At 52.3% G+C, this 14,839-nt stretch carries 12 protein-coding genes; 5 read left to right on the top strand and 7 right to left on the bottom strand.

Going from position 1 to position 14,839, the window contains the following annotated elements:
• Nucleotides 1–39: 39 nt before the first annotated feature.
• Nucleotides 40–630 carry a TetR-like C-terminal domain-containing protein gene (locus tag ACI48K_RS15285; RefSeq protein WP_475028473.1) on the bottom strand — a complete coding sequence of 197 codons (591 nt, stop codon included), beginning with the start codon at nt 628–630 and terminating at the stop codon, nt 40–42.
• Nucleotides 631–861: 231 nt separating this feature from the next.
• Here ACI48K_RS15285 and ACI48K_RS15280 point away from each other — a divergent pair, with 231 nt between their 5' ends.
• From ACI48K_RS15280 to ACI48K_RS15265, 4 genes are all read left to right on the top strand, one after another.
• Nucleotides 862–1,581, top strand: coding sequence for a response regulator transcription factor (locus tag ACI48K_RS15280; protein WP_475028472.1), 720 nt, complete (start codon nt 862–864; stop codon nt 1,579–1,581).
• Entirely contained in the window at nt 1,581–2,516 is a 936-nt protein-coding gene (locus tag ACI48K_RS15275; protein WP_475028530.1) for a sensor histidine kinase, read from the top strand. The genes ACI48K_RS15280 and ACI48K_RS15275 overlap by 1 nt, the downstream gene beginning before the upstream one ends.
• A 375-nt stretch (nt 2,517–2,891) precedes the next feature.
• A complete protein-coding gene (locus ACI48K_RS15270) occupies nt 2,892–3,815 on the top strand; it encodes an ABC transporter ATP-binding protein (protein WP_475028471.1) in 924 nt (307 codons plus the stop codon).
• Nucleotides 3,808–4,497 (top strand): ABC transporter permease, encoded by a 690-nt coding sequence (locus ACI48K_RS15265; RefSeq protein WP_475028470.1) that lies wholly within the window; start codon nt 3,808–3,810, stop codon nt 4,495–4,497. The genes ACI48K_RS15270 and ACI48K_RS15265 overlap by 8 nt, the downstream gene beginning before the upstream one ends.
• Before the next feature lie 62 nt (nt 4,498–4,559).
• Here the strand turns inward: ACI48K_RS15265 and mmsB are convergent, their stop codons facing one another.
• From mmsB to ACI48K_RS15235, 6 genes are all read right to left on the bottom strand, one after another.
• Complete coding sequence (gene mmsB / locus ACI48K_RS15260) at nt 4,560–5,723, bottom strand: multiple monosaccharide ABC transporter permease (protein ID WP_475028469.1); 1,164 nt, start codon at nt 5,721–5,723, stop codon at nt 4,560–4,562.
• 4 nt (nt 5,724–5,727) lie between these two features.
• Nucleotides 5,728–7,257 carry a multiple monosaccharide ABC transporter ATP-binding protein gene (mmsA, locus tag ACI48K_RS15255; protein ID WP_475028468.1) on the bottom strand — a complete coding sequence of 510 codons (1,530 nt, stop codon included), beginning with the start codon at nt 7,255–7,257 and terminating at the stop codon, nt 5,728–5,730.
• A 106-nt stretch (nt 7,258–7,363) separates the two neighbouring features.
• On the bottom strand, nt 7,364–8,470 hold the full coding sequence (gene chvE / locus ACI48K_RS15250) for a multiple monosaccharide ABC transporter substrate-binding protein (RefSeq protein ID WP_475028467.1): 1,107 nt from the start codon (nt 8,468–8,470) through the stop codon (nt 7,364–7,366).
• A gap of 126 nt (nt 8,471–8,596) precedes the next feature.
• The gene (locus ACI48K_RS15245) at nt 8,597–9,856 is read right to left on the bottom strand and encodes a response regulator transcription factor (protein WP_475028466.1); all 1,260 of its coding nucleotides are present in this window, start codon (nt 9,854–9,856) and stop codon (nt 8,597–8,599) included.
• Entirely contained in the window at nt 9,849–11,738 is a 1,890-nt protein-coding gene (locus tag ACI48K_RS15240) for a cache domain-containing sensor histidine kinase (protein ID WP_475028465.1), read from the bottom strand. The genes ACI48K_RS15245 and ACI48K_RS15240 overlap by 8 nt, the downstream gene beginning before the upstream one ends.
• The gene (locus tag ACI48K_RS15235) at nt 11,719–12,717 is read right to left on the bottom strand and encodes a substrate-binding domain-containing protein (RefSeq protein WP_475028464.1); all 999 of its coding nucleotides are present in this window, start codon (nt 12,715–12,717) and stop codon (nt 11,719–11,721) included. Before ACI48K_RS15235 ends, ACI48K_RS15240 begins: the two co-directional genes overlap by 20 nt.
• A gap of 194 nt (nt 12,718–12,911) precedes the next feature.
• Here ACI48K_RS15235 and ACI48K_RS15230 point away from each other — a divergent pair, with 194 nt between their 5' ends.
• Nucleotides 12,912–14,822 carry an LTA synthase family protein gene (locus ACI48K_RS15230; protein WP_475028463.1) on the top strand — a complete coding sequence of 637 codons (1,911 nt, stop codon included), beginning with the start codon at nt 12,912–12,914 and terminating at the stop codon, nt 14,820–14,822.
• The last annotated feature ends 17 nt before the right edge of the window (nt 14,823–14,839 follow it).

The raw sequence follows: 14,839 nt of genomic DNA, 5'->3' as shown, positions 1-14,839 counted from the left end.
GAGCGAGTGTACGGTTTTTGGACATCGGCGCGGGATTGTCTAAATTTTCGACGGCAATCCCTTTTGTTCATACCGATGCAGGGCCCGCTCGAAGTTTCCCTCCATTAGCTCGCTTAGATTTTCAATGATCCGTTCCGGCTTTTCCTTCATGCCGTCGCGCATCCACTGGATCACAAGGCCGGTGAACGCCAACGTATAAAAATTGGCCAAAAAGAGCTTGTCCGCTTCTTTCACTCGTATTTCGCCGGACACCTCTTGCACGACCCCCATGATCAGCCGGTTTGTTACGGCGTACAGATAAGCGTCCAGATGACTTCGAGCGAGCGAGTTAAGCGTATTGAGACAAAAGGTTTTATTCTCCTCGATATATTTGAAAATCTTTAAAAATCCGTGGGTCCAGGTGTTGTAGCTTCGTTCTCCGGCAATGGCGTCTACGGCTTCCGTTTGATAAATCCAGCCGAGCAGCTCGTAAATGTCCTGAAAATGATAATAGAAGGTTTGCCGATTCAGACCGCAGTCGTCGACGAGATGTTTCACGGTGATTTTGTTCAGGGGAACACGGCTCATCATTTGCTTCAGTGAGGCGGCGAGCGCCTTTTTGGTAAGATGGGAACTGGACAAAAGTGTCACCTGCCTGTAAAAATTAATCGAATTATCCTTATTTTCTCATTATACCCCGGCCCTGCGGCAATCTCAAAAACATGCCGGCGGTTGATAGAATTTATAGAATCAAAGAAATCCGGGAACAACAGCGATCGGAAGAATATTTCACACGCCGCCCCTTATCCGTTCATCCACAGGTTCAACTTATACAAATAGCACCTAACATCCGCGGGCATGTTGTATAATGGGGAAAATCGGATGGTGGTGAAAAATGTGCCGCATAAAATTTTAATCATGGAAGACGATGCCTCGATTATCGACATGCTGGCCGGGTATTTGGCCAAAGAGGGCTTCGTCATCCGGTCCGCCAATAATGGCGAGGACGGCATGGCTCTATTCCAAAACGAGTCGTTCGACCTTCTCGTCGTAGATCTCATGATGCCTAAGCTGGATGGGATCGAGACGATTAAAAGAGTGCGGGAAACCAGCTCCGTGCCGATTCTGATTATGTCCGCCAAGGACAACGATATCGATAAGGCGATCGGTCTTGGCTTCGGCGCGGACGATTATATTGCCAAGCCGTTTTCCCTGATCGAGATTACGGCCCGGATCAAGGCGGCCATTCGCAGAGCGACCTTGTATGCCCGCCCCGAAGCGGAGGATAAATCGGATTCGCTGGTCGTGCTGGGCGGGCTTAGCATTGATCTCGATAACTTTTTGGTGCAAAAAAACGGAGAAACATTCAAGCTGACCGCCAAAGAGGCCGAGATTCTGAAGCTGTTCCTCAAGAATCCGAACCGCGTGTTTACCAAGGCGCAAATTTACGGCTTTATTTGGAACGACGATTACTTAGGCGACGAAAATGTTATTAATGTACATATCCGCCGGCTGCGGGAGAAAATCGAAGAAAATCCGTCCGATCCGAAATATTTGCAGACGTTATGGGGCATCGGCTACAAATGGGCCGGGGTGGAATGATGATAACCCTGCTGATCGGCATCATTGTGATTCTGCTTGCGCTCTTGTACCGGGCGCACGACTTCAATCGAAAAAGAAACCGCCAACTGCGGCATGTTCACGACAAGCTGGATCGGATTATTGCCGAGAACACGGCGGAGAAATTGCTGCTGTTCACGGAAGACCGGGAGCTGAGGGTATTCCTCTCGGACATCAATCGATTGCTGGAGCATAACCAGCGGATCATGGCGGAGCGGGCCGGCGCGGAGCATTCGATTCGCAGAATGCTGTCCAACATCTCACACGATTTAAAAACGCCGCTTACCGTGGTGCTGGGGTATTTGGAGGCCATTCAGCTCGATCCCGGTATGCCGGCTGAAGAAAGAAAGGATTTACTGGACAAAGTGCAGCGGAAGGCGCATGAAGTTATGGACATGATCCGGCAGTTTTTCGACCTGGCGAAGCTGGAATCGGGGGATCAGCCGCTTCCTCTGACTCGGATTCAAATGAATGAGGTGTGCCGTAAGAATATCCTTGCATTTTACGACGTTTTGACCGGCAAGGGCATTGAGGTGGACATCCGGATTCCGGAGGAGCCGATCTACGCCTACGCCAACGAGACCGCCCTGGATCGCATTCTGAACAATCTGATTTCCAACGCCATCCGCTACGGCAGCGAAGGGAATATCGTGGGCCTCACCTTAAAACAGGACGAGGAGCACGTTCAAATCGAAGTGTGGGACCGCGGCAAAGGCATTTCGGAAATTCATCAAAACCGGGTGTTCGAGCGGCTTTACACGCTGGAGGATTCCCGAAACAAATCTTATCAGGGAAGCGGCCTCGGCCTCACGATCACCAAAAGGCTGGCGCAGCAATTAGGAGGCGACGTCCTTCTGTTCAGCAAGCCGTATGAGAAGACGATGTTCACCCTGCAGCTTAAATCGTTCCGCTATTAACTTTGAAGTTGAATGATATAGCGCGGGATTCAGGCAAGAGTGTGAGATGTTCTGGCAGAAACGGCAGTGGTCGCCTTTGTGAGCGGATTTCGACTTCATTTGAATTTATAGAATCATAGAAATCCGGGAACAACAGCGATCGAAAGAACGTCTCATACGGCTGCCTCCATACGCACATCCCTAGTCCAACTTAGAATTTTCTTTCGGAAACAGGCCTTTAGAAGCAGGGAGAACCTGTTCTTTAGGCTTTTTGCATATGGATGAAGTCTCGACGCACTCTTAAGAAACAAGTAAGAATTGATTAATAAATATGACCGGTTTCGCCCGCTACAATAAAAACAGAAGCAAGAGAGCGTTAAGAAAAGGAGCGAGGACATGAGCAGCATTCTTAAAACCTTTCAGTTGACGAAAGTGTTTCAGGGCCGGGAAGTGGTTTCCGACGTAAGCATGAATATCAAGCAGGGCGAAATCTACGGGTTTTTGGGGCCGAACGGAGCGGGAAAAACCACGGTCATGAAAATGATGACGAATCTGGTGAAACCAACGAATGGGGAGATCGAGATTTTCGGGGAGAAGCTGACGCCGAAATCCTACCATCAGCTTGGCCGTATGGGGTCGATCATTGAATATCCGATTTTTTACGACCGGCTCAAAGCCAGAGAGAATCTTGAACTGCACTGCGAGTACATGGGGTATTACAACAAGAAATCGATTGATGACGTGCTGGACATGGTAAACCTGCGAAATATCGACAACAAGCCGGTCAAAGATTTCTCGCTGGGCATGAAGCAAAGGCTCGGGATCGCGAGAGCCATCCTTACGAAGCCGGAGCTGCTGATTCTTGATGAGCCCATTAATGGACTGGATCCGGTGGGGATCAAAGAGATTCGCGACCTGTTCAAAATGCTGTCCAAAGAATACGGCATTACGCTGCTGGTCTCCAGTCATATTTTAGGAGAGATGGAGCAGATGGCGGATACGATCGGCGTGATCAATCACGGACGTCTGATCGAGGAGGTTGCGATGGATAAGGTACGCGAGAGAAATACGGGTTACATCGAGGTAAAAGTCAGCGACAGCCAAAAAGCTTCGTTCGTGCTTTCCAATCAGTTGAATCTGTCGAACCTGAAAGTGTTGGACTCCTCCACGATCCGCATCTATGATGAGCATGCACGGCAAAACGAGGTCACTAAAACGTTGGTTCAGCACGACGTGGGGATCGATTCGATCCACAAGAAAATCGGCTCGCTGGAAGATTACTTCCTGAGTCTGTTGAACGGAGGGAATCTGAGTGCTTAATTTAATGAAGCTGGAGCTTAAAAAATATAAAATCAAAGGCAGCATTTGGGGCGGGTTCCTCGCTACCTTCATCATTTTATTGTTCATCGTTCTCGTCAATTATGATACCACCGAGCAGTCGTTCCGCAGTTATGAAGAGATATTTTCGGTCTCCAATCTCTTCGTCTCCATAACATTTACCATTTTTGCCGGGTCATTGCTCTCCAGATACATCATCGATGAGTATAGAAGCCGCTCGATCCTGGTTCTTTTCATGTATCCGCTGCAGCGGAAAAAGGCGCTGACCGCCAAGATTCTCATCGTCGCCTTGTTTACGTTCATTTTCGGGATCGTTGCCCGGGTTCTGGTGTTCGCCGGATTTTACGCGTATAACCGTTATGCCCATTTCGTGCCGGACATACTTACCGCATCCATGCTCATGGAACAAGGCGCAAAGGCTGTTGTAAACTCGGCCATGATCAGCTGTATCGGGCTCATTCCGCTCTATTTCGGCATGAGGAAACACTCGGTTATTACTACGGTTATCTCTTCCGTGATTCTGGCCTCGGTCTTGAACGGTAACTTTGGTTCGGGCGATGCTACGCTGAGCAGCTTTATTGTTATTCCCGCCGTGGCGGCGGTCATCGGCATCGCCGTCGCGTATCTGGCGATCCGGAATGTGGACTATAAGGATATTGCGTAATTGCTAAAAATCAAGCTCCCGTCCGGCGAAACCGCCCGGCGGGAGCTTGACGCATTTTAAAGTCAGTTTGTCTTCGATTTGTTGTAAATATCGAACGCGACGGCGAGGAGCAACACCAGGCCCTTGATGCCCTGCTGCCAGTCGACTCCAAGACCCACCAGGGACATCCCGTTGTTCATGACGCCCATAACCAGGCCGCCGATGATCGCGCCGATGACGGTGCCGATGCCGCCGGAAGCCGAAGCTCCGCCGATAAAGCAAGCCGCGATGGCATCAAGCTCAAAGTTCGTGCCGGCCTTTGGCGTGGCGGCATTGAGCCGGGCCGCGAAGATGAGCCCGGATAACGCCGCCAGCGCGCCCATGTTCACGAATACCCAAAACGTGACTTTAGTCGTTTTGACCCCGGACAGCTTGGCGGCCTTTTCGTTGCCGCCAAGCGCGTAAATATGCCGTCCGGCCACCATTCGGCTCATGACGAAGGAGTAAATGACGATCAGGAAGAACAAAATGATCAGAATGTTAGGAAGACCGTTGTAGGTCGCCAGCACATACGTGAAGATATTGATGATCGCAACCAGCGCGACGATCTGCGACACGAACATCCATACCGGAGGCACTTCGAAATTATATTTGATCTGCGTTCTGCGGTCTCTCCATTCCTGCCAGATGTAGAGCAGGGAAAGGACGATGCCGAGCACGACGGTCAGAATATGGATGCTGCTTCCGCCGAACCAATCCGGGATAAACCCGGAGCTGATGCGTTGAAACGATTTCGGAAACGGCGCGATCGATTGTCCGCCGAGCACGATCATCGTCAGGCCGCGGAACAGCAGCATGCCCGCCAGGGTGACGATAAACGCCGGTATTTTGACGTAAGCGACCCAGAATCCCTGCCAGGCTCCGATAACGGCACCGATAAGCAGAGAAAGGACGACCGCCAGGTAAGAAGGGAGGTTCATGTCGACCATCATGATCGCGGCCAAAGCGCCGATGAAGGCGGCGATGGAGCCGACCGACAGATCGATGTGCCCGGTGATGATGACGAGCACCATCCCGATCGCCAGCACTAGAATATAGCTATTTTGCAGAATCAGATTCGTAACATTCAGCGGCTTAAGCAGGATGCCGTCCGTCAAAATCTGAAATAATACCGTTATGAAAATCAGGGCGATAATCATCCCGTATTGGCGAATGTTTTTTCTGAAAAGATCGTTTAGCGCTTGCATCTGCCTACCCCCTGCCTCGAGTCATGGATTTCATCAGTACTTCCTGCGTGGCATCCTCGCGGGCCACTTCGCCGGTAATCCGGCCTTCGCTCATTACATAAATCCGGTCGCACATGCCGAGAATCTCCGGAAGCTCCGAGGAAATGAACAAAATGCCCTTGCCTTCGCTCGCAAGCTGGTTGACGATGGAGTAGATTTCGTATTTGGCGCCGACATCGATCCCCCGCGTCGGTTCATCCAGAATCAGAATTTCCGGCTGCGCGTAAATCCACTTGCTCAGGACGACTTTTTGCTGGTTGCCCCCGCTTAAATTGACCGTTTTTTGCAAAATGCCAGGTGTTTTGATGTTTAATTTCCGCCGGTAATCTTCGGCGACGAGCACCTCTTCGTTCTCGTTGATAACGCCGAGCTTCGAGAGCTTGCCGAGGCTCGCGAGCGAAACATTCCGCTTGATGTCGTCAATCAGAATGAGCCCGTACTGCTTGCGGTCTTCGGTAACGTAAGCCACGCCATGCTCGATGGCCTGACTGATGGAATCGAACCGCACTTCTTTGCCGTGCAGGAACAGCTGCCCTTTGATATGTCTGCCGTAAGACCGGCCGAAAATGCTCATCGCGAGCTCCGTCCGTCCCGCGCCCATCAGCCCGGCGATGCCGACGACTTCCCCCTTGCGAATATGCAGGTTGATATCATCCAGCACTTTCCGGTCTTCCTGCTGCGGATGGTACGCCTCCCAGCCCCGCACCTCGAAAATGGTCTCCCCGATCTCAGGCATGCGCTCCGGATAACGGTTGGTCAAATCGCGGCCGACCATGCCTTTGATGATGATATCCTCGGTGACTTCGTCCTTCACCATGTCGAGGGTCTGAATCGTCCGGCCGTCGCGCAAAATCGTAATCGTATCGGCCACTTTTTTGATCTCGTTCAATTTGTGAGAGATGATGATCGACGTGATTCCCTGATTTTTTAACTCCAGGATCAGATTCAGCAGGTTTTCGCTGTCGCTTTCGTTCAGTGCGGCCGTCGGTTCGTCCAGAATCAGCAGCTTGACCTGCTTGGACAGCGCTTTGGCGATTTCTACGAGCTGCTGTTTGCCGACACCGATGTTCAGCACGTGGGTGCCCGGCGCTTCATTCAGTCCGACGGTCCGCAGCAGATCTTTTGTTTTTACCGTCGTCTCGTTCCAATTGATCAGTCCCCGTTTGCTCTGCTCGTTGCCGAGAAAAATATTTTCCGCGATCGAGAGGTAGGGAATCAGCGCCAATTCCTGATGGATAATGACGATACCGAGATTTTCGCTTTGTTTGATATCCTTGAATTCGCAAGTCTGTCCTTTAAAAAGAATGTCCCCTTCATAAGAGCCGTGCGGATACACGCCGCTCAGCACCTTCATGAGCGTGGACTTGCCCGCGCCGTTCTCTCCGCAGAGGGCGTGAATTTCGCCTTCTTTGACCTGCAGATTCACGTTACTGAGCGCTTTGACGCCCGGAAACGTTTTGGTAATGCCCCTCATCTCCAAAATGTAGCCGCTCAAGTCCCATCACCAGGCCTTTCCCATCGTTGTTAAAAGGTTAGGGGCGGCCAAGTGACCGCCCGCTTTGAAAAATGATAAGGGTTCGAATCCCCCGGTGCCGCCGGGTCTACAATCCGAGATCCGCCTTGGTGTAATAGCCGGTATCGACCAGCGTTGATTCCACGTTGTCTTTGTCGACCGAAACCGGTTCGAGCAAGTATGAAGGCACTACTTTTACGCCGTTGTCGTAGGTTTTGGTATCGTTCACCTCGGCTTCGGTTCCTTCCAAAATGCTTTGGGCCATAGCTACGGCTTTTTTGGCGAGTTCCCGGGTATCTTTGAAAATGGTTTGCGTTTGCTCGCCGGCAAGAATCGATTTCACCGAAGCGAGCTCCGCGTCTTGGCCGGTTACGATCGGCATTGGTTTGCTGCCCGATCCGTAGCCTACGCCTTTAAGGGAGGAGAGAATTCCGATGCTGATGCCGTCATAAGGAGAGAGGACCGCATCGACGTTTTCCGAGGCGTAATGAGCGCTCAGCAAATTGTCCATCCGCGCCTGGGCGGTTGCGCCGTCCCAGCGGAGCGTGGCGATCTGCTCCATTTTGGTCTGGCCGCTGCGCACGACGAGCTTGCCGGAGTCGATGTACGGCTGCAGGACCGACATGGCCCCGTCATAGAAGAAGTAAGCGTTGTTGTCGTCCGGCGATCCGCCGAACAGTTCAATGTTAAACGGGCCTTTGCCGTCTTTAAGTCCGAGTTTGTCCTCGATATAGGAGGCTTGCTGCACGCCGACCTTGAAGTTGTCGAAGGTGGCGTAATAGTCAACGTATTCGCTGTTCATGATCAGACGGTCGTACGCGATGACCTGGATATTTTGGTCATGGGCTTTTTGCAGCACGTCGGTCAGCGCCGATCCGTCGATCGAAGCGATCACCAAAATTTTGACGCCTTTGGTAATCATGTTTTCGATTTGCGACACCTGGTTTTCCACGACGTCTTCCCCGTACTGGAGATCCGCCTTGTATCCCAGATTTTCGAACTCTTTCACCATGTTGTTGCCGTCATTCACCCAGCGTTCCGACGATTTCGTCGGCATGGCGATCCCGACCGTACCTTTGCTGCTGTTCGAGCCGGAACTGCCGCCCGATCCGCTGCTGCTACTGCCGTTTTGGCCGCAGGCCGCCAGCGCGAATACCATCGTGAATGCCAGCAGTAAAAAAGCCAATCTTTTCATTTGCCGTACCCCCCGTTTTTTGAGTGAAGAATGAAGTTGAATGTTGAATGCGTTTTCAGTTGTGAGTATATCAACGGGGGCGGGGGGTGTATTTACAATAAAACTACTCTTTTTATAAAAATCGAACTAACTTTTGGAGACGCCTTTACGGTACTGCAGGGGGGAGATGCCGGTGGCCCGCTTGAAGGCGGTGCTGAAGTAATGCTGCGTCTCGTAGCCGACGAGCTCCGCGATTTCGTTCATCGTCATCTCGGTTGAGTTAAGCAGTTGGGATGCCCTGCGGATGCGGATCTGCGTCAAATAGCTGTTGAACGAAGTCCCAAGCTCCTGCTTGATGACCCGGCTTAAGTACACGGAAGAGGTCTGCAGGGCTTGGGCCATGTTTTCCAGCGTCAGTTCGCTGCCCGCAAAATGCTCCAGCATATATTGTTTGGCCCGGCGCACGAGCGGCGAGACGGAGGTTTCCTGCAGCACGGAGGCCTTGGACTTGCGATAAACGTCGGGTATCGTGGTGACATCTCCGTTTCCTTCGGCGAGGTGAAGGTCGACAGCGACCTTCAGGCAGGTACGGACCGTCGTTTCGATCCGCTGAAAATCGGCTTCCGCCGCGAAGCTCCAGAGCAATACGACGATAAAGCCAAACGGGTCGCGAAACACGACCTTGGTGTAGGGATCGAGTAACTCGGAAGCGATATTTTCGACCGCAAACAGATAGAGCTGACGCTCGTCTTCCTTCATCGAAACGGGGGAGCCGGGGGATTCGTTCAGGCGGATGACGCCGAGCGTATTCGGGCAGGAAACCGGCAGCTTCAGAAACTGCAGCTGCTCGTAGATTTCTTCCCCGCTCATGTTGCCTTCCATCCACTCCTGGCAAAAACGTTCGCGCAGCAGGGGATAACTCCTGGAGATCTGGCGGGAGGCGGTCAGCATATGAAGCTGCGAAGCGGTCTCTTCCTCCAGCTCGTCCCGTACCTGCCGCAGCACCTTTTCAAGCTGGGCGGGGTTGGCCGGCTTCAGAATGTAATCCTTGACCTGGAGCCGGATCGCCTTCTGCGCGTAGGTGAATTCGTCATGGCCCGTGATGATGACGATCTTGCAGTTCGGGAGCGTTTCCCGGACCCGCTTCATCAGCTCAATCCCGTCCATGATCGGCATATTGAGATCGACCAATAGGATGTGTACGGTATGGCGGAGCGCCAGTTCCAGCGCTTCCTCTCCGTCTTCCGCTTCGGCGGCTACCTCAAGACGCAGTTTCTCCCAGTCAACGCTTTCCCGGATGCCTTCCCGGATAATGCTTTCATCGTCGGCAATCAGCACCTTCCAGCGAAAATCCGGGGATAGGAAATCCCGGTTTTGGGGCGTGGTCTCGCTGCGTTGTTCATTCATGTTCGGTTCTCTCCCATCGTTTGGTGATATCCCGGATTAACGGATGCGTTACGGTTACGGTTGTGCCTTGGCCTTCTTCACTATAGATGCCTAGGCCGTAGCGGGCTCCGAAGGTCAGCGCCATTCGCGCCTGCACGTTCAGCATCCCGTATCCTTTGGAATCGCCGCCGGCTTCCTGCTCGTGGCGGGGCTTGCCATATTCGGAGGAGGCGGGGATGACCGAGCTTAGCTCCCGCTGTAGAGCGGCCAGTTTGTCGGCAGGAATGCCTTTGCCGTCGTCGCGGATCACAATAATCAAATCCCCGTCGCTTTCCGAGGCTTCGATCCATATTCGGCCTGGCCCCCGGCGCTCCTTGATGCCGTGATAAATGGCATTTTCCACGATCGGCTGCAAAATCAGCTTCAAGACATAAACGCCTTGAATCTCGGGCGCGATGTTCAGCGTGTAATCCAGCTTGTTTTGGTACCGTACATGCTGAATCTGCAAATAGCTGCGGATATGTTCGATCTCATCATTCAGTGGAATGATGTCGTTGCCTTTGCTCAAGCCGATCCGGAACAGCTTGGAGAGCGATTCGGCCATTTCCGCGATATCTTCGGCTCCTTTTCGGCGGGCCATCCAATGGATCGTATCCAGCGTGTTGTACAGAAAATGCGGTTTGATATGCGCCTGCAGGCTGCGCAGCTCGGCTTCGCGTTTTTGCCGTTCCTGCAGTTCGGTCAGTGAGATCAGCCGGTTGATCTGCATTAACATCGCATTGAAACGGCGGCCCAGCAGGCCGACTTCATCCGAACGGTCGCCCCAGTAACGGATCGTCAGGTCGCCGGATTGGGCTTTTTGCATAAAGGACATCAACTGCCCGATTGGCCTTGAAATGGAATGGGCCAGATAGAACGAGGCGGTCATGCCCAACAGGCAGACGATAAACACGAAGCTGACGACATAAAAACGAATTTCCCTCATTTCCGAAGCGGACTCTTCCATGGCAAAAACGCCAACCGTCGTCCAGTTCGTAAACGGGGAAGAGCGGTAAATGAACTGCAGATCCCGGCCGCCCACCTCGCGGGAATACGTTCCCGATCCGCCTTGGCTCAGCCATTCCAAGGGAATGTTGTTGGTGTACGGGTCGGAAGGGGCGTAGATCAGCTCGCCGTTATCGTCGATGACCGTCAAATATCCCGTCTTTCCGAGCCTGACATCCTGCGCCGTTTCCGCAATGACGCGCAGCTTCAGATCGATAAGCACGACGCCTTTGACCTGCTGCGTATCGGGATCGAGAATCGCGCGCACCGCCGACACAACTTCGCTGTCCTTGTAATTGACGTGGGTCGTGACATTGCGGTTATGCGGATGTCCGATCACTTTGAAGATCCCTTTGTTGTTGACGGCATCTTGATACCAAGACTCCTGTGTCAGGTCTTTGGTCGTGCGCGCGTACATCTCGTTGCTGACATATTCGCCCCGGCCGTTTACGACCATGATGCCGGCCACCTCCGAGTATAGTGTGGTGAAGCCCTGCAGAAATTTCCGCATGTCGTAATCGTCCAGCTCCTCGGAGGCGTTCGCCGCGGCGCCGGGCTGATGTCCCGCGTTCAGAAACCGCTGCACATCGGGATTGAAAGAAATGAAGTAGGTCATGTTCTGCAAGTTTTCCACGTACGTTTCGAGCGATTTATTGACTTTGCCGATCAATTGCAGGGTATTATCCGTGACCTGGCGCTCGATGACGCGGTTTACCGTCCAATTCGTCAAAAGACCGAGCCCGATCGAAGGGAGGATGCTGATCAGCAGAAAGTGCACGATCAATTTATACCGAATCGGCAAATTGTTCAGCGTTAGGCGGGTGAGGTTCCATCCTTGATTATTTTGCATAGTAATCATTCACATTCTGCCGCGTGACGACAGTGATACCCGTATCGACCCGTTCGGGAAGCGGCGGGGAGCCGGGAATTTGCGCGGTGTTCAAAGGATGCTTGAGCGTAAACAGGAACTGCAGGGACCAATACCCCATATTCCAGGTCCCTTGGGCCATCGTGGCGGAGATATCCCCGCTTTTGACCAAATCCAGCGTACCTTTGTCGGTATCGAAGCTGATGATTTTTGGCCGCGCGTTGCCACCTTGCTCACGCACCGCTTCCGCTACGCCGATGCCCCCGTTGGCCTCCGTGGCAAATATTCCGGCGATTCCGGGGTAATCCTGCAAAATGACTTCCGTCGACTGCTTGGACGCAAGCTGGTCGCCTTTGCCGTTTTTGACGGTAATCACGCGCATGCGGGGGAAATCTCTCGCAATCGTGTCTTTGAATCCATTGGTCCGGTCCTGGTGGTTTTGCTGATTCGGCGTCGTGACGACGGCAATTTCGCCGTGTCCGCCGGTCAGCTCGGCCATTTTTCGGGCGGCCTCTACGCCTGCGTTATAATTATTCGTCCCAAGGAACGAATAGGCTTTGCTTCCGGGAGCGTCCGAATCGAACAGCACAACCGGGATGCCCGCATCGACCGCCTTGTTGATCGTCTCGGTCAGATCCATGGGATGAATCGCCGAAATGGCGATGCCCGCCGGTTTTTTGGCGATAATCTGCTCCAGCACCGTGATTTGCTCATGAATGTCGCGCTGCGTCGCGCCCCGGTATTCCACCGAAACATTCAGCGCTTGGGCGGCGTCTTCAAAGCCCTTCAGACTGCTTTTCCAATAATCGATACCCATTTGAAACGTAACCATCACGTATTTCTCTTCGATTTCTCCGCGTAATCCTCCGGTTTTCCACTGCTCGTTCAAGTGGCTTTGGGACCGGTAATCCAGCACGTACAGCAGAAAACAGGCGATCAGCAGCAAATAAACGATCCAGATCTTCTTCATGATGAAACCCCTTTCATGACGAGGGTCGGCAAATACAGTTCAACTTCGACAACATCATACTATGAATTTCCCGAAAAAATAACTGGTATTTACTTTTGGACGATAGAATTCGACGATTTTCCGGGTTCTGCTATAATAGATAGTTAGATCATCGAGACTTTTGTAAACTAGGAGTAAAAAGAAAGTTAAGAGAGATGGGGAACCGTTTGAAATCGAACCGATACCAGTTAGTCATTACGTTCATGCTAATTCTGCTGAAATTATTACTTATGCGTTATTTCTTCTACACGGGCTTTCAGATTGACGGGGTTCCGGGCGATGCCTTGTCCGTTTTGGCGCTGCTGTGCCTGGTTGATCTTTTGACGCCGTTCAAAGCCAAGTGGGGCGCATTTTGGGCTTTCAACTTTTTATTTTCGTTTATTTTATTCGCGGCCACGGTATATTACGCCTATTTTGGAACCGTGCCCACCTACGCCGTGCTTAGCGGTTTAAACCAGGTACCGGAGGTCAAAGCCAGCGTAAGCGCTTTGCTGCAGCCGGAACAGTTCCTTTATTTCGCCGATCTGCTTGTGCTGCTTTTACTGCGATTTTTATTTTCCGCAAGACGTGCCCGTTCGAAAAGGAGATTAAGCTTTCGGACGGACCGGCCAACCGGGGGAGGTACGCTGCAAAAAATCATCGTTGCCGTGCTCTTGGTTGTCAGTTTGGTATTGTCGGGTCTTTATATCCGTGAGGGGAAAGGCATCGACAACGAGCTGGTGCGCGCGGAGAGCATCGGATTTCTGAATTTCCAGGTTGATGCGGCCATTCGGAATCATGAAGAGGACCGTAAGATTGCGGAAGGGAATTTGGACGAAACGGTTGCTCAAATTAAGGCTCTTCAGGCAGGTTATCCTTATAAGTCAGGTGGACAAGCGGAGAAACCTCAATATTTTGGCGCGGCTAAGGGTATGAATCTGATCGTGATCCAGATGGAGTCGTTCCAGAACTTTTCGGTTCATCTATCTTTGAACGGCCAGGAAGTGACACCGGTCCTTAATGGACTGGCTAAAGAAGGATTGTATTTTCCGCACGTATTTCAGCAAATTGGACCGGGCAACACTTCGGACGCCGAGTTCATGTCGAACACTTCCATCTATCCGACGGCGGAAGAGGCGATGTCTACCGGGTACGGCAGCAGGGAGCTGCCCAGTCTGCCGCGCCTGCTCCAGCAGCAGGGTTACGTGGCGGACACGTTTCATATCAACAAGGTTACTTTTTGGGACCGCAACAAGCTGTACCCGGCGCTTCATTTCGACAAATATTATGACAAGCCTTATTACGAAAACGATCACTTCAACGATTTTGGAGCTTCCGACGAGGAGATGTACCGGGTTGGCGTGGAGAAGCTGCAGGAACTGAAGGCGCAATCAAAGCCTTTTTACGCCCAGTTCATAACGACGTCCAGCCATTCGCCGTTTGTCGTCCCGGAGGATAAGCGTCATATTAAGCTGCCGGAGGATATGGATGGAACGGTGCTGGGCAACTACATCACCGCGGTCAACTACACAGATTATGCCATAGGCGCCCTGATCGACCGGTTGAAGCAGGCGGAAATGTGGGACCATACGATGCTAGTGATATATGGGGATCATTTCGGATTGCAGCCTGATGCCGTAAGCGCCTCGGAGATCAGCTCCAAGCTGGGTGTTCCTTACGACGACCGGATCAGCCGGTTTAATATTCCGCTTATCGTGCATGTCCCGGGCGTTCAAGCGGGCCAAGTCGTGGAACGGACCGGCGGCCAAGTGGACATTATGCCAACGATTGCGAATCTTCTCGGAGTTTCGCTCGCGGACGAAGGGTTCACTGCGCTGGGGCAAGATTTGCTGAACATTGACAGAAATGCGGTCGGCATGCGGTATTATCTTCCGACCGGTTCCTTTTTTAACGATGACGTGATGTTCGTTCCGGGGGAAGGGTTCGAGGACGGCACCGCGGTTTCGCTGAAAACCCTAAAGCCGGTCGCCGATATTACCGCTTACCGGGACGATTATGAGTATGTGCTGAAACTAATGAAGCTGTCCGACGAATACGTCAAGCTGCTGCCTAAAAGAGGGAGATAAACCGGCTTGCCGCCTCT

This window comes from Paenibacillus terrisolis, from assembly GCF_056171975.1.
The sequence above is the reverse complement of the archived record's forward strand: the minus strand, read 5'-3'. Positions and strand labels throughout refer to the sequence as shown.